The sequence below is a fragment of the Nocardioides sp. genome (assembly GCF_035547795.1).
In the GTDB taxonomy this organism is placed as follows: Bacteria; Actinomycetota; Actinomycetes; order Propionibacteriales; family Nocardioidaceae; genus Nocardioides.
Genome location: NZ_DASZUF010000188.1, coordinates 28,841 through 42,738 on the forward strand (window position 1 = coordinate 28,841; position 13,898 = coordinate 42,738).

The following is a 13,898-nucleotide window of genomic DNA, read 5'->3' on the forward strand; positions in this document are numbered from 1 at the left end:
GGAACGGAGGCGCAGATGACCGACGAGCAGCCCGAGCGGCTGGGACGCCTCGATGACGAGGCCGAGGAGCAGGAGGAGTCGTCGACCAGCGAAGGGCCGGCGGCGGAGGGCGAGTACGACCCGGCGCAGGGGTCACCGCACAACGGCACCCATCCGGTCACCCACGAGTCGCCGCAGTGAAAAGGCCGCAGTGAAAAGGCCGCAGTGAAAAACCGGTTGGCGGCCACCTCGGCCCGGCGTACCTTCGTCGTACACGGGAAAGGAGGTGATCCGAGGAATGAGCTCTTCTTGGACGCGTGAGGTGGCTGCGCGCTAGCAGCCCAGCAACGCCAGGCTGCTGGCGGAATCCATCGCAGCCACCCGACCCGCAGGCGAACCGGGCTCACGTCCCCCGGTGCGGTCCACGTGACCACGCCTGCGGGTCGTTCCCTTTCCGGGCGTCCGCGACGTGAAGTTGATCAAGTCAACCAATCGTTCGTACGCTGGAGGAGATGACCAGCAACACCGTGACGCGTGCCGACTCCCTCACCGAGCTCGAGCGGCAGGTCAGCATCCTGCTCCGCCGGATCAAGAAGGTCATCTCCGTGCGGGCGCATCTGGTGCACCCCGACATCCAGAGCGCGTCGTACCTGATGCTGGGCTGGCTGGACGAGCACGGGCCCGTCCGAGCCTCCGCCTTGGCCGACCAGTTCCACATCGACAAGGGCGCGATCAGCCGGCAACTGCAGCACCTGGAGGAACTCGGTCTGGTCGAGCGCCATCCCGACCCCGCCGACGGTCGCGCGACCCTCGTGCGGGTCACCCCGGAGGCGGTACGGCGACTCCAGGACGCCAGTGCGGAGCGTCGCCGCTGGCTCGACGACCGGCTCGCCGACTGGAGCGCGGAGCGGCTGGGCCGTTTCGCCGCGGAGCTGGGCGCCTACAACGACGCGCTGGGGTGATCGGTCGAGGTGAGGTCGCGGGTCGCGCTCCCGCCTAGAATGTGCGGGTGAGCGATCTGATCGACACCACCGAGATGTACCTCCGGACCATCTACGAGCTGGTCGAGGAGGGCATCGTCCCGCTGCGTGCGCGGATCGCCGAGCGGCTGCATCAGTCCGGTCCCACCGTCAGCCAGACCGTCGCCCGGATGGAGCGCGACGGGCTGCTCACCGTCGAGGGCGACCGGCACCTTCAGCTCACCGCCGAGGGCACCCGGCTGGCGGTGCGCGTGATGCGCAAGCACCGACTGGCCGAGCGGCTGCTCACCGACGTCATCGGACTGGACTGGGAGCTGGTGCACGAGGAGGCGTGCCGCTGGGAGCACGTGATGAGCGAGAACGTCGAGAAGCGCCTGCTCAAGCTGCTCGACCAGCCCACCGAGTCGCCGTACGGCAACCCGATCCCGGGCCTCGACGAGCTCGGCGCCGACCCCGTGGACGAGGAGTTCATGACCGGTGTCGAGTCGCTCTCGCGAGTGGCCAGCGCCGAGAAGGGCACCGTCTTGGTGCGCCGGATCTCGGAGGAGATGCAGAAGGACGAGACGCTGATGTCGGCGCTGCGCCGGGTCGGCGCGCTGCCCGACCGCACGGTCACCGTCGTCGCCACCGCCGAGGGTGTGCTGCTCGGCTCCGGCGGCGAGACGGCGGAGATCGTCCCAGAGGCGGCCGAGCACATCTTCGTCCGACGGATGTGAGCATGGGCCCGACAGGGGTTTGACCCGGCTGCGAGCCGGGCGGCGGTCGGCGACAGGCCGGGCGCCTTGGGGGGAAGGAAGCGGTGTGGAGCTGATCCACATCCGGTTGGAGGCAGGGGACCTGGCGCGCAGGGCCGAGGTCGTGGTCATGCACTCCCAGACCGGACGAGACGAGGTCCTCGAGGTGGGCCAGCAACTGGTGGTGACCGACCTCGACGGTGAGTTCCACGGGGCGGAGGTCATCGCCGTCGGCGGCGACGGGGCCGACCCGGCCTACCACCTGCGCATCGGTGCCCGGCTGCCGGTCGACATCGCGGCCCAGCGGCTGACTGACACCCACACCCAGCCGGAGAATGCCGGTGTCCAGGAGGTCGTCGACCTGCTCGGCGAGCTGCGCCGGCTGTTCGGCGGCGGGCTCGGCGGCGGGTTCGGCGGCGGGCTCGACGATGCCGAGGAGCGCGACGAGCCCTAGCCTCGGCGCTGTGCCAGGGCGGTGAGAAACTCACTGGTCCCCAGCTCCAGGCGGTACGACGCCAGGTCGTCGCCCCGGGTCGCGCCCCGGTTGACGATGACCACCGGCGTGCCGGCCCGGGCCGCGCGGCGTACGAACCGGAAGCCGCTCATCACGGTCAGGCTGCTGCCCGCGACCAGCAGCATGCCGCCGACGTCGACCAGCGCGTCCACGGCGTCCATGCAGAGCGCGACACGCTCACGCGGGACGTTCTCGCCGAAGAAGACGACGTCCGGCTTGAGCACGCCACCGCACCGGGCACAAGCGGGTACGACGAAGCCGGCGGTGTCCTCGAGCGCGACATCGCCGTCGGGTCGCAACTCGGCGTCGGCGTGTGCGCGCACCCAGCCCGGGTTGAGCTCCGCCAGACGGTCCTGGAGCGCCGCGCGTGAGCTGACCTCGCGGCAGCCCAGGCAGACCACCTCGGCGATCCGGCCGTGCAGCGCGACCGTCTGGCGTGAGCCAGCCCTCTCGTGCAGCCCGTCGACGTTCTGGGTGATGAGCAGGGTGGGGTCGATCCGGGCGAGGGCGTGGTGGCCGGCGTTGGGCTCGGCCCGCCGCATCCGGCCCCAGCCCAGGTGCGAGCGGGCCCAGTAGCGCTGGCGCGCCGCCGGCCCGGAGACGAACTCCTGGTAGGTCATCGGCATGCGGGCCGGCGCCTGCGGCCCGCGGTAGTCCGGGATGCCGGAGTCGGTGGAAAGGCCCGCTCCGGTGAGCACCACCAGCGGACGGGTGGCGAGGATGTCGAGCGCCGCCGCCGGGTCAGCGGGCATAGCGGACGGCAGCGCGCTCTCTCGCCTTGGCGGCCTCGACCTCGCGGTCGCGCGGGGGAGCAGTGGTCACCAGGGCGTCGAGCAGGTGCTGGGTGGCGTGCGCGATCTCGGCGACGGCGCGGTCGAACGCGGCCTGGTTGGTCCGCGAGGGCCGGGTCGTTCCGCTGACCTTGCGGACGTACTGCAGCGCCGCGGCGCTGACCTCGTCGGAGGTCGCCGGCGGCTCGAAGTTGTGGAGGGGGCGGATGTTGCGGCACATGACTTCAGCGTAGGTCGGCGAGGACGATCGATCTTTACTAGCATCGGGGATCATGAGCTCCGCAGCCGAAGGTCGCCACCGCGCCGCGTCCTCGGCGCAGGCGCCGGCCTCGGTCGAGCTGTCTCCGGCGGTCGAGCTGCTGCTCGAGGCGGCCGCCAGCATCGGCGCCGATCTGGACGTCGACGGCGTGCTGCGCCGCACCCTCGAGGCCGCCTGCCTGGTCACCGAGGCGTCCTACGGGATGATCTCGGTCGACTCCGCCGACGGCGAGGACCGTGGCCTGGGTCCGGGTGTGGGCCGGGCGGTCGTCTTCGGCGAGTCCCGCGGCAGCACCCCGCTGGGTGACACCCGCGCCGGCCTGCGACTCCCGATCGTCTCGGCCGGCACGACCTATGGCCGGCTTCACCTCGCCGAGCGCCGCGACGGCGCGCCGTTCACCCCGCTCGACGAGCTTCTCGTGGCCCGGCTGCTCGCCGCCACTGGCCAGGCCATCGCGAACGCCGTCACCCACCAGGACACCGCCCGCCGGCTGGCGGCGGTGGAGAGCCACGGCGCGAGCAGTCTCGCCGCGGAGCGCGAGCGGATCGCGCGCGACCTGCACGACCTGGTGATCCAGCGGCTGTATGCCGCGGGCATGCAGCTGCAGGCGGCACGCCGTACCGTCGGCTCGGACCCGGCGAAGGTGGAGGCCACCATCGAGGCCACGGTCCGTGACCTCGACGCCACCATCCGCGACCTGCGCGCGGTCGTCTTCGAGCTGCGCCGGAGCCGGTCGCGGTCGATGCTGGCGGAGGTGCGCGCCCTGCTCGACGAGTACGGCGCCCCGCTCGGCTTCACCCCGGCGCTGCGCTTCTCGGGGCCGGTCGACGGGGTGCTCGACGGCACCGTGGGCGACCACGTCCTGGCGACCCTGCGCGAGATGCTCTCCAACGTGGTCAAGCACGCCCGCGCCCACGCGGCGCAGGTTGAGCTGCACGTCTCCACCGACTGGGCGATGCTGCGGGTCAGCGACGACGGCGTCGGCATGGCGCCCGGGGCCGCCGGCGTGCTGGGCAGCGGCCTGGATAATCTGCGCACTCGCGCCCAGCGGCTCGGCGGCGTGATGCGGATCGGCGCCGCGCAGCCGAGCGGCACCTGCGTGGAGTGGCTGGTCCCGGTCGGTCGCTGAGAACGCCGGAGCGGCGTCAGCGACCGAGGACGAGACAGCCCGCGGTCGCGGTGAGCAGGGACGCCATCACCGTGGTGAGCAGGACGGTCCGGCTCGCGGTGACCGCCTCCGCGCGCAGCCGGGCCCGGTAGTGCCGGGTGCTCGCCCAGAACAGCGCGAGCGCGCCTCCGACGCCAGCGAGCAAACAGCCCACCGATGCCTCACCCCACCGGGGCAGGGCAACCTTGACGAGCACGACCGTGGCACCGCACAACGACAGCGCGGTACGGCGCCAGGCCAGCGCGGTGCGGGTCTTCTGCAGTCCAGCCGGGTCGTCCCCCAGGCCCGCGCTCAGCTCGGCGCTCGGGCCAGGATCCGGGTCGGCGCTCATGCCAGGGCCGGCCCGACGATCAGGAGAAGCACCGAGGCGAGTAGGACGCCGCCGGCCAGGACGATCGACGTACGCGCCCCCGGAAGCGGCCGGGAGAGCCTCATCGCCCGCTCCGCGCTGGCCCACCGGACCCAGGCGAGCACGACGCACAGCCCGCCGAGCAGGATGAGCTCCATGGCCAGGACCACCTGGACCGGATCGGGGATGTCCAGGTCGAGCGCTGCCACGGCCACGCCGCCGGCCACGAGCGCGAGCGCGGTTCGGACCCAGGCCAGGAAGGTCCGCTCGTTGGCGAGGCTGAAGCGGTAGTCGGGTTCCTCGCCCTGGTCGAACACCCAGCCGGGCCAGCGCTGTTGCGACACCGTCCGCACCGGCTCAGTCATCGGCGTGGTCCAGGGCGTCGTCCATGTCGCCGGGCGGCTGGGTGGGCTGCCCACCCAGGTAGTAGCCGGCGAGGCCTTCGAAGGGGGCGGGGTGCGGGTTCGGCCGCGGCCGCGGCGTCTGCACCGTGTCGAGCCAGGCCAGCAGCGTGGCCGTCAGGCGCGCCGCGGTCGCCGGCTCGCGAGTCGCCAGGTCGGTGGTCTCGCCGATGTCCTCGGTCAGGTCATAGAGCTGGGTCCGCTCGGTCTCGAAGGGGTAGATCACCTTCCATCGCCCCTCTCGCATGCCGGCCGACGGCGTACCGCCCTGATTGCTGTAATGCGGGTAGTGCCAGAAGATCGGGCCGCGCTGGAACTCCTCGCCGCGCAGCAGCGGCGTCACGTCGACGCCGTCGGTGTGCTGGTCGGGCAGCAGCGGCAGCCCCGCTGCCGCCAGGAACGTCGGGTAGAAGTCGGGGCTGGTCATCGGCTGGTTGGGCCGGGAGCCCGGCGCGATGACGCCGGGCCACCGCATGATCAGCGGCACCCGGACACCGCCCTCCTCCATCCAGCCCTTGCCCTCAGCGAGCGGGGCGTTGCACGTCGGCGAGCCCTCGGCGGTGGCCAGGCCGCCGTTGTCGGAGGTGAAGACGACCAGCGTGTCCTCGGCCTTGCCGGTCCGCTCCAGCGCGTCGAGCAGTCGGCCGACGTTGGTGTCGAGATTCTCGATCATGGCCGCGTACGCCGGGTCGGACTGCACGGTACGGCGCCGGATCCGGGCCAGCCGGTTCTGCCAGAAGGGGAAGTGGTCGCCGACCTCGAACGGGTCGGTCCGGTCGAGCCCGAGCCGGGCAGCCTTCTCGGTGTACTTGCGCACCAGGTCGGGCGGCGAGTCGATCGGGATGTGGACCGCGTAGTGCCACAGGTTGAGGAAGAACGGCCGGTCGCCGGCGTTCTCGATCAGCGCGATCGCCTCGTCGGTGAGGCGATCGGTGAGGTACTCGCCGTCCGGGCCGTCGTCCAGGGTCGGACACTGGTAGGGACTGAAGTAGCCGTATTTCGGGTGGCCCCATTCGCAGCCGCCCACGTTGACGTCGAAGCCGTGCTGATCGGGCCAGGTGCGCCGCGGCCCCAGGTGCCACTTCCCGACGTGCCAGGTCTGGTAGCCGCCATCGCGCAGCGCGCGGGCAACGGAGTACTCGTGCGAGGGCAGGAAGCCGTTGTACGGCACGTCCAGGAGGCGGCCGACGCCATGTCCGCCGATGTACTGGGTGACGCCCACGTTGGCCGGGTACTTGCCGCTCATCAGACTGGCCCGGGTGGGCGAGCAGACCGGGGCGGCGGCGTACCCCTCGGTGAAGAGGGCACCCTGGGCAGCGAGCCGATCGAGGTTCGGCGTCTCGTAGAACGTGCTGCCGTAGCAGCCCAGGTCGCGACCGCCGAGATCGTCGATGAGGATGAAGACGATGTTGGGAGCCGACATCACTGTCCTTCGGAGGAGGAGACGCCGCCCGGGCGCCCGCGCTTGGTGCCCATCGAGGCCGCGACGGTCACGCTGACGCCGCGATCGCGCATCCGTCGTACCTCCTCCGGCGAGGCGCCACGGTCGGTGATCACCTCGTCGAAGTCCCCGAGCGGAGCCAGACGGTGGAGCGCGGGTCGGCCGAGCTTGGTGTGGTCGACCAGGAGCACCCGCTTGGCCGCGGCGGTGAGCATCGCCCGCTTGACGAAGACGATGTCCTGCTCCTGGTGGTAGACGAACCGCTCGTCCACCGTCGAGCTCGAGGTGAAGAGCAGGTCGGCCCGCAGCCCGCCGATCGCCTCGACGCAGGGCACGCCGAGGAAGGACTGGTGTGCGGCGTGATATTCGCCGCCGAGCACGATCAGTCGCGCATCCGCCCACGCCGTGACGAGCGAGATGATCTCGAGGAAGTTCGTGATGATCGTCAGCGGCAGCGCGTCGTGGAGCAGATGGGCCAGGGCCAGCGCGCTGGTCGAGTCGTCCAGCATGACCGCCATCCCGGGCTCCACCAGCTTGCGTGCCTCGACGGCGATCTCACGCTTCTCCTCCGCACACCGGCCGAGCCGGTAGGCGAGGTGGCTCTCGAAGATGCTGGAGGGCTGCGCCGTCACGCCACCGCGGTGCTTGCGCACGACGCCCCGGCTCTCCAGCTCGTCCAGGTCCCGGTGGACGGTCATCAGACTCACCCCGAACTGCTCGGCCAGGTCCCGGGCCGAGACGCTGCCGTTCGCGACGACGAAGTCGGCGATCTGTTGCTGCCGGTCGATCGGCTTCTCGCGCGGACGGGCCTTCAATCTTCTCTCCTTCTCGCTCGGCCTGCTCTGGTCGAGCGGGCGGGGTCCAGCGGTATCACGTCGCCGCGGGGTCGCTGCAAGGCGGGATTTCTGTACAAAATTGCTTTTATTAAGCAACACTGTACTTCGACCGGCCTCTTGTGTTAGTTTCCTCAGTAGATCACACTGATGAATGTGAAGTTAACAAAAATTGTTGGGAGTTTCTGATGGATCGGGAGCCCGCGCTGTGGCTCGGCATCGACGTCGGCACCACTGGTTGCCGCGTCGTCGCCGTCGACGCCGCGGGACGGCTCCAGTCGGCGGCGACCGCACCGTTGCGCAGTGACGAGCCCCGACCCGGGTGGCACGAGCAGGACCCGCTGGCGTGGGTCGACGCGCTTCGGACGGCGTGCCGGGCCGTGGTCGGCGACCTGGCCGCGCGCGGCATCGGCACGGAGGCGCTCGGCGGGCTCGCGATCTGCGCCACCTCCGGCACGCTCCTGCTGGTCACGGCCGACGGCACGCCGGCCGGCCCGGCGGTGATGTACGACGACCAGCGGGCGGTCGGTCTGGCGCGGACCCGCGCCGTACTCGAGACGTGGGCCGACTGCAGCAGCCGCAACGGCTACCAGCCGCAGGAGACCTGGGCGCTGCCCAAGCTGGCCTGGCTGGTGGACCACGCCGGGGCCGCCGATCTGCTGGCCTGCTGCTGCGCGGACTTCCTGGGCTGGTGGCTCACCGGCACGCGGGTCTCGGCGGACAGCAGCCATGTGCTCAAGGCCGGTTACGACCTCGTCGGCGAGCGCTGGCCGACCGAGGAACTGGCGGCGGTCGGGATCCCGGTCGAGATCCTGCCGGAGGTGAGTCGGCCGGGGAGTGTCGTCGGCGTCGTCGGCGGCGAGGCCAGCGTGGCGACGGGGCTGCCCGAGGGGCTGCCGGTCGTGGCCGGCATGACCGACGGCTGCGCCTCCCAGATCGCCGCCGGCGCGGTCCGGCCCGGTCAGTGGAACCTCGCGCTCGGCACCACGCTGGTGCTCAAGGGCGTCTCCGAGCGCCTTCTCCTCGGGGACGCGCTCTACTCCCACCGCCACCCCGACGGGTCCTGGCTGCCGGGCGGCGCCTCCAGCAGCGGCGCCGGCGTCCTGGCGAAGAGCTTCCCGGCGGCCGATCTCGCCGCGATGGACGCGGCGGCGGCCTCCTACGCGGGTACGCCGGTGGTCTCCTACCCGCTGGCCCGCGAGGGCGAGCGGTTCCCGTTCGTGCGCGCCGACGCCGAGCCGTTCCAGCTCGGCGAGCCGGCCGACGACGCCGAGCGCTTCGCCTCCCTGCTGCAGGGCGTCGCCTACGTCGAGCGGCTCGGACTCGCCTACGTCGACTCCCTCGGTGGACGCACCGACGGACAGGTGACCCTGACCGGCGGGGCGACCGTCAGCGCGCACTGGAACCAGGTCCAGGCCGACGTGCTCGGCCGACCGCTCGCCATCCCGCTGCAGCCCGACGCGGCGTTCGGCGCCGCGGTGCTCGCCGCAGGGTCGCGCTCCTCGTTGGCCCTCGCGGCCGAGCGGATGGTCGTCGTGCGCGAGGTGATCGAGCCGCGGCCCGCGATGACCGAGCGCTACCTCCAGGGGTACGACGCCATGGTCGCCGAGCTCGAGCGACGCGGCTACATCGATGCCCAGCTGGCGACCGAGGCGCGTGCCGCATGAGTAGTCAGACGATCTTCCTGGTGCGGCACGGCCGGACCGCGTGGAACGCCCAGGACCGCTATCTCGGGTCGACCGACGTGGCCCTCGACGACACCGGCGTAGCACAGGCGCAGATGCTGGCGCGCTGGGCGGCGGGGCAGCGGCTCACCCGTCTGGTCAGCTCGCCGGCGGGCCGGGCCGTCCAGACGGCCGAGCCGATCGCCGCCGCGGCCGGGCTGTCGGTGGAGAAGGACGAGCGGCTGCGAGAGCTGGACTTCGGCTCCGCCGAAGGACTGGCCCGCGACGAGCTGCAGGCGACGTACCCGGACGAGATGACCCGGTTCGAGCAGGACCCGGTCGCGTACCCGCTGCCCGGCGGGGAGGACCCCGCGGCGGCGGCCGCGCGGGCGGCCGAGGCCGTCCGCGATGCCCTCGACGGAGCCGGCGAGCGGCTGCTGGTCGTCGGCCACAGCACCCTGTTCCGGCTCTACCTGTGCCGTGCCCTGGGCATTCCGTTGGCCGACTACCGTCGCCGCCTCCGGGCGCTGGACCACGACTGCTACATCGAGGCGATCCATTCCGACCACGGCCTGCAGGTATGCCGGCTCAACGCACCCGCCGTCGCGGAGAAGGAGGGGGCGTGATGGTGAGGATGCTGCTGGCCGGCGACCGGTTCATCCGCAACGACCTGCTCGAGGAAGCGATCCTCGACCAGCCGGGCGTGACCCCGACGTTCGAGCGCATCGAGCTGCCCTGGCCCCAGGTGCCCTACGGAGCCGTCGCCGAGGTGGACGAGGCATCCGGCAGCGAGGACGCCGTCGTGGCGGCGATCGGCGAGGCGGAGGTCGTCGTCACCCAGATGGCGCCGTTGACCGCCCGGGTGCTGGCCTCGGCCCCGAAGCTGCGGCTGATCGTGTGCACCCGCGGCGGTCCGGTGAACATCAACCTCGAGGCCGCGACGAAGGGCCGGGTCGCGGTCAGCTGCACCCCGGGCCGCAACGCGGTGGCGGCGGCGGAGTACGCGCTGTTGCTGATGATGGCGGCGATGCGCCGCCTGCCGCAGGTGCACAACGAGACGATGGCGGGCCGGTGGCGCAGCGACCTCTACGACTACGACGAGTGCGGGCGCGAGGTGGCCGGCTCGACCGTCGGCGTGGTCGGCCTCGGTGAGATCGGCCGCCGGCTCGCCGGGATGCTCGCCGCGATGGGGGCGACCGTGATCGCCCACGACCCCTATCTGGACCAGGCGCCGGACGGGATCGAGCTGGTCGGGCTCGACGCCCTGCTGGAGCGGTCCGACGCCATCACCCTGCACGCCCGCCTCACCTCCGAGAGCCGCGGCATGATCGGTCCCGCCGAATTGGCCCGGCTGCGTCCCGACGCCGTGCTGGTCAACACCGCGCGTGGCGGCCTGCTCGACTACGACGCCGCGCTGGCCGCACTCGACGCCGGCAGCCTCGGCGCGCTGGCCCTCGATGTGTACGCCAAGGAGCCGATCCCGGCCGGGTCGCCGCTGCTCACCCACGATCGGGTGGTGGTCAGCCCGCACCTGGCCGGCGCGACCCGGCCCACCGCCCATCGGGCGATCGCGATCGCGGCGGCGGAGGTGGGCCGCCACCTGCGTGGCGAGGCGATGCTCCACGTGGTCAACGGCGTCGACGGCGTCGACGGCCGGAGGCCGAGCGGTGCCGGCGGCCAGGCCGCGGCGAGGAGCCCGGAATGACCGGGTCCACCTATGTCGGCGTCGACGTCGGTACGACGATGACCAAGGTCGCGCTGTTCGCGGAGGACGGCAGTCTGGACGCCGTACGTCGGACGCCCACGCCGCTGCGCCGCCCCGCACCGGGGCTCTTCGAGCACGACCTCGACGAGGTGGCGGCCGTGGTGACCGGACTGCTGCAGGAGACGTGCGAGGCCGCCGAGGGACGGGTGGAGCTGGTCGCGCTGACCGGGCAGGGCGACGGGCTGTGGCTGACCGACGCGGACGGCCGGGCGGCCGGGCCGGCCGTCTCCTGGGTGGATGCGCGCGCCGGTCGGACGGTGGCGCGCTGGCAGGAGTCGGGCCTGACCGACCGAGTGTTCGACCGGACCGGGAACGCGCCGTTCCCGGGCGCCGGTGCCGCCGTCCTGGCGGATCTGGACGAGCACGCGCCGGCCGCGCTGGACCGGGCGGCGACCGCCACCCAGTGCCAGCACGCGCTGCACCAGCTGTTCACCGGCGAGCGGCTCGCCACCGGCTCGTGCGCGATGCTGCCGCTCCTCGACCCGGTCGGCGGCGGCTACGACGAGGACGTCGTCGACCTCCTCGGCCTCCGGGCCCGCCGGGGCCTGCTGCCGGAGCTGGTCGACACACCGGTGGCGACCGGGCGCCTCGCCGCCGCGGTGGCCCACCGCGTCGGCCTGCCCACCGGGACACCGGTGGTAACGGGGCCCTACGACCTGCCCGCCGCCGCCCACGGCGCCGGGATCGTGGTGCCGGGGGACGGTCTGGTCATCCTCGGCAGCACGCTCGCCTGCCAGGTCCTGCTCGACCGGGTCCGGCCGGCCGGCGAACCGGTGGGGCTCACGTTGCGCACCGCCGACGGCCGCGGGTGGCTGCGGGCGATGCCGGCGATGGTCGGCACGGCGGGACTGGACTGGCTGTTGGGACTGGTCGGCGCCGGGGCCGACCAGCTCGAGGAACTGCTCGCCCAGGGCCGCGATGGCGGCGTACGGGTGCTGCCGTTCCTCTCGCCGGCCGGCGAGCGGGCGCCGTTCGCCGAGGCCGCCGCCCGCGGTGTCTTCGAGGGCGTCTCCCTCGACACCACGCCGGCCGATCTGGTGCGCGCCTACTGCGAGTCGCTGGCCTTCGTCACCCGGCACTGTCTCGAGGCGGCGGGGCTCACCGGCGAGGTGGTGATCTGCGGTGGCGGTGCCGCCAGCGCGACCCTGGTCGGGCTGTTGGCGGACGTCCTGGAGCGACCGGTCTGCGTGCTGGACGATGCGGAGGCGGCGGCGCGCGGAGCCGTCGCGGCCGCGACCGGGAGCGCGATGACCGCCGTGCCACGGCGCCGCCGGGTCGAGCCGCGGCAGGCCGGTCGCCATCGAGACGGCTACCGCGACTACCTCGCTCGGGTCGAGGAGGCACGGGCGCACTGGCGCCGAGCACGTACCACCACGAGGGGGCGCGAGATCTCGGCTCACGTCCGCTGACGTCCCTTCCACCTGCCACCACCTGGCGACCACACCTACCAAGGAGCACGGCAATGAACGACAACCTCTCACCGGCGCTGACCCGGCGATCGATGCTGGGTGGCACCCTGGCGCTCGGCGGGTTCCTGCTCGTCGGCTGCGGCACCGACAACTCCAGTTCGCCCGGTGGCGGCAACGGCTCCCCGGTGAAGACGCTGCGCGTCGGCGTCACCGGAGACCTCCTGCTCTCCTCCATCCAGCGCTTCCAGGCCAACAACCAGATGTTGCGCCGTACCGTCTACGACTACCTGCTCGACAAGTCGGACGACGGCAGCTACACACCGTCGCTGGCGACCGCCTGGAAGTGGTCGAGCGACCAGAAGTCACTGGTCATCACGCTGCGCGACGACGTGAAGTACCACACCGGCCGCGCCTTCGGCCCCGATGACGTGATCGCCTCGGCCAACGCGGCGCTGGTCGCGACCTCGGGTGCGCAGGCCGCCGGGCTGCTCAAGCTCGCCAGTGGCCTGAAGAAGACGGGTGACAACGAGGTCACCGCGACCTTCGACAAGCCCTTCCCGGGCTACCTCGACGCGTTCGCGATGTTGCCGATCATCGACTCGCAGACCTACGCGGACGCGCCCAGCGGCAAGCAGGTCATCGGCACCGGCCCCTACACCTTCGGGTCCTGGACGGCCGGCAGCAAGTACACCCTCAAGCGGAACCCGTCGTACTGGCAGTCCGGCAAGCCGGCCTTCGACACCATCGAGGTCACCGTCATCACCGACTCCCAGGCCATGCTCAGTGCCCTGCAGTCGGGCCAGCTCGACATGGTCGACGGCATGGTGCTGCGCGACGCGGCCACGCTGAAGAAGTCGGGGAAGTTCACCGTGCAGACCAGCGCTACCTACGACATCTACGTCGGCGTGAACACGAAGGTCAAGCCGCTCGACGACGTCCGGGTGCGGCAGGCGATCGCCTACGCCCTGGACCGCGACCGGATCTCCTCGCAGGTCTACAGCGGCCTGGCCGCCGCGAGCTGCGTCCCGTGGCCGAGCAACGCCCCGGGGGTGACGCAGGAGCAGGTGAAGCACTATTCCTACGACCTGGCCAAGGCCAAGTCCCTGCTGCAGCAGGCGGGGGCCGTCGGCACCGAGATCGAGCTGGCGCCGATCCCGTCGGACCCCTCGGTCGTGGCGGCCAGCCAGATCGTCCAGTACGGCCTGACCCAGGCGGGCTTCAAGGTCAAGATGGGGACCTACGACTCCGCCGCCTTCGCCACCCACGTCCAGGCCGGCGACTTCCCGGGGCTGTGGATCACCAACGTGGCCCTCACCACGATGGGCGCGACGACCGCGCTGCTGACCGCGAACCCGCTCACCTCGGCGAAGAACACCGAGAACTTCGTCACTCCGGAGTACGCCAGCCTGGTCTCCGCCGTCGTCGACGCCACCACCGACAAGCTGCCCGCGGCCACCGCGGCGCTGACCGACTACATGCTCGAGCAGGCCTTCCACAACACCCTGGTCCAGGGCCAGACGCCGGTGGTGGCGGTGCCGGGCCTGAGCGGCGTGACGGTGGACCGGACCCTGGCCGTCAACCTGACGAACGCGACTCTCAAGGAGTGAGGCG

The 13,898-nt window shown here is 72.0% G+C and carries 16 protein-coding genes; 10 read left to right on the forward strand and 6 right to left on the reverse strand.

The genetic code is table 11. The features are described from left to right. The first annotated feature begins 15 nt into the window (after positions 1 to 15). The 4 genes from VHA72_RS14065 to VHA72_RS14080 all read left to right on the forward strand — a co-directional run bounded on the left by VHA72_RS14065 (position 16) and on the right by VHA72_RS14080 (position 2,147). Complete coding sequence (locus VHA72_RS14065; RefSeq protein WP_325576263.1) at positions 16 to 180, forward strand: hypothetical protein; 165 nt, start codon at positions 16 to 18, stop codon at positions 178 to 180. Between the two features lie 311 nt (positions 181 to 491). Further along, on the forward strand, positions 492 to 941 hold the full coding sequence (locus tag VHA72_RS14070) for a MarR family winged helix-turn-helix transcriptional regulator (RefSeq protein WP_325576265.1): 450 nt from the start codon (positions 492 to 494) through the stop codon (positions 939 to 941). A gap of 47 nt (positions 942 to 988) precedes the next feature. Beyond that, positions 989 to 1,675 (forward strand): iron-dependent transcriptional repressor DtxR, encoded by a 687-nt coding sequence (locus tag VHA72_RS14075; RefSeq protein WP_325576267.1) that lies wholly within the window; start codon positions 989 to 991, stop codon positions 1,673 to 1,675. An 85-nt stretch (positions 1,676 to 1,760) separates the two neighbouring features. Further along, a complete protein-coding gene (locus VHA72_RS14080; protein WP_325576269.1) occupies positions 1,761 to 2,147 on the forward strand; it encodes a hypothetical protein in 387 nt (128 codons plus the stop codon). Here VHA72_RS14080 and VHA72_RS14085 read toward each other — a convergent pair. Both VHA72_RS14085 and VHA72_RS14090 read right to left on the reverse strand, forming a co-directional pair. Continuing rightward, a complete protein-coding gene (locus VHA72_RS14085; RefSeq protein ID WP_325576271.1) occupies positions 2,144 to 2,959 on the reverse strand; it encodes an NAD-dependent protein deacetylase in 816 nt (271 codons plus the stop codon). The genes VHA72_RS14080 and VHA72_RS14085 overlap by 4 nt on opposite strands. Next, positions 2,949 to 3,218 (reverse strand): DUF2277 domain-containing protein, encoded by a 270-nt coding sequence (locus VHA72_RS14090; protein WP_325576273.1) that lies wholly within the window; start codon positions 3,216 to 3,218, stop codon positions 2,949 to 2,951. The genes VHA72_RS14085 and VHA72_RS14090 overlap by 11 nt, the downstream gene beginning before the upstream one ends. A gap of 52 nt (positions 3,219 to 3,270) precedes the next feature. Between VHA72_RS14090 and VHA72_RS14095 the strand changes: the two genes are divergently transcribed. Further along, a complete protein-coding gene (locus VHA72_RS14095; protein WP_325576275.1) occupies positions 3,271 to 4,386 on the forward strand; it encodes a sensor histidine kinase in 1,116 nt (371 codons plus the stop codon). Between the two features lie 16 nt (positions 4,387 to 4,402). On the opposite strand, the gene VHA72_RS14100 is transcribed toward VHA72_RS14095, so the two are convergent. Genes VHA72_RS14100 through VHA72_RS14115 form a run of 4 tightly spaced genes read right to left on the reverse strand, consistent with a single transcriptional unit; the run spans position 4,403 to position 7,431 of the window. Further along, positions 4,403 to 4,756: a DUF202 domain-containing protein gene (locus VHA72_RS14100; protein ID WP_325576277.1), complete on the reverse strand. Its 354-nt coding sequence runs from the start codon at positions 4,754 to 4,756 to the stop codon at positions 4,403 to 4,405. Then, a complete protein-coding gene (locus VHA72_RS14105) occupies positions 4,753 to 5,139 on the reverse strand; it encodes a YidH family protein (RefSeq protein WP_325576279.1) in 387 nt (128 codons plus the stop codon). The genes VHA72_RS14100 and VHA72_RS14105 overlap by 4 nt, the downstream gene beginning before the upstream one ends. Further along, positions 5,132 to 6,598, reverse strand: coding sequence for a sulfatase (locus VHA72_RS14110; RefSeq protein WP_325576281.1), 1,467 nt, complete (start codon positions 6,596 to 6,598; stop codon positions 5,132 to 5,134). The genes VHA72_RS14105 and VHA72_RS14110 overlap by 8 nt, the downstream gene beginning before the upstream one ends. Beyond that, on the reverse strand, positions 6,598 to 7,431 hold the full coding sequence (locus VHA72_RS14115; protein ID WP_325576283.1) for a DeoR/GlpR family DNA-binding transcription regulator: 834 nt from the start codon (positions 7,429 to 7,431) through the stop codon (positions 6,598 to 6,600). The genes VHA72_RS14110 and VHA72_RS14115 overlap by 1 nt, the downstream gene beginning before the upstream one ends. Positions 7,432 to 7,637: 206 nt before the next feature. On the opposite strand from VHA72_RS14115, the gene VHA72_RS14120 reads away from it, so the two are divergent. The 5 genes from VHA72_RS14120 to VHA72_RS14140 are packed head-to-tail and all read left to right on the forward strand — an operon-like array spanning position 7,638 to position 13,894. Further along, a complete protein-coding gene (locus VHA72_RS14120) occupies positions 7,638 to 9,116 on the forward strand; it encodes an FGGY-family carbohydrate kinase (RefSeq protein ID WP_325576285.1) in 1,479 nt (492 codons plus the stop codon). Then, positions 9,113 to 9,739, forward strand: a complete 627-nt coding sequence (locus VHA72_RS14125) for a histidine phosphatase family protein (protein ID WP_325576287.1) — start codon at positions 9,113 to 9,115, stop codon at positions 9,737 to 9,739. The genes VHA72_RS14120 and VHA72_RS14125 overlap by 4 nt, the downstream gene beginning before the upstream one ends. A gap of 8 nt (positions 9,740 to 9,747) precedes the next feature. Further along, positions 9,748 to 10,818: an NAD(P)-dependent oxidoreductase gene (locus tag VHA72_RS14130; RefSeq protein ID WP_325576312.1), complete on the forward strand. Its 1,071-nt coding sequence runs from the start codon at positions 9,748 to 9,750 to the stop codon at positions 10,816 to 10,818. After that, complete coding sequence (locus tag VHA72_RS14135; RefSeq protein WP_325576289.1) at positions 10,815 to 12,287, forward strand: FGGY family carbohydrate kinase; 1,473 nt, start codon at positions 10,815 to 10,817, stop codon at positions 12,285 to 12,287. Before VHA72_RS14130 ends, VHA72_RS14135 begins: the two co-directional genes overlap by 4 nt. A gap of 53 nt (positions 12,288 to 12,340) precedes the next feature. Next, positions 12,341 to 13,894 carry an ABC transporter substrate-binding protein gene (locus VHA72_RS14140; RefSeq protein ID WP_325576291.1) on the forward strand — a complete coding sequence of 518 codons (1,554 nt, stop codon included), beginning with the start codon at positions 12,341 to 12,343 and terminating at the stop codon, positions 13,892 to 13,894. The last annotated feature ends 4 nt before the right edge of the window (positions 13,895 to 13,898 follow it).

Bases quoted from the DNA above. Each gene is read 5' to 3' on its own strand.
- VHA72_RS14085 (WP_325576271.1), bottom strand. From the start codon at position 2,959: ATGCCCGCTGACCCGGCGGCGGCGCTCGACATCCTCGCCACCCGTCCG.
- VHA72_RS14095 (WP_325576275.1), top strand. From the start codon at position 3,271: ATGAGCTCCGCAGCCGAAGGTCGCCACCGCGCCGCGTCCTCGGCGCAG.
- VHA72_RS14110 (WP_325576281.1), bottom strand. From the start codon at position 6,598: ATGTCGGCTCCCAACATCGTCTTCATCCTCATCGACGATCTCGGCGGT.
- VHA72_RS14120 (WP_325576285.1), top strand. From the start codon at position 7,638: ATGGATCGGGAGCCCGCGCTGTGGCTCGGCATCGACGTCGGCACCACT.
- VHA72_RS14130 (WP_325576312.1), top strand. From the start codon at position 9,748: ATGCTGCTGGCCGGCGACCGGTTCATCCGCAACGACCTGCTCGAGGAA.
- VHA72_RS14065 (WP_325576263.1), top strand. From the start codon at position 16: ATGACCGACGAGCAGCCCGAGCGGCTGGGACGCCTCGATGACGAGGCC.
- VHA72_RS14100 (WP_325576277.1), bottom strand. From the start codon at position 4,756: ATGAGCGCCGACCCGGATCCTGGCCCGAGCGCCGAGCTGAGCGCGGGC.
- VHA72_RS14090 (WP_325576273.1), bottom strand. From the start codon at position 3,218: ATGTGCCGCAACATCCGCCCCCTCCACAACTTCGAGCCGCCGGCGACC.
- VHA72_RS14070 (WP_325576265.1), top strand. From the start codon at position 492: ATGACCAGCAACACCGTGACGCGTGCCGACTCCCTCACCGAGCTCGAG.
- VHA72_RS14125 (WP_325576287.1), top strand. From the start codon at position 9,113: ATGAGTAGTCAGACGATCTTCCTGGTGCGGCACGGCCGGACCGCGTGG.
- VHA72_RS14140 (WP_325576291.1), top strand. From the start codon at position 12,341: ATGAACGACAACCTCTCACCGGCGCTGACCCGGCGATCGATGCTGGGT.
- VHA72_RS14105 (WP_325576279.1), bottom strand. From the start codon at position 5,139: ATGACTGAGCCGGTGCGGACGGTGTCGCAACAGCGCTGGCCCGGCTGG.
- VHA72_RS14135 (WP_325576289.1), top strand. From the start codon at position 10,815: ATGACCGGGTCCACCTATGTCGGCGTCGACGTCGGTACGACGATGACC.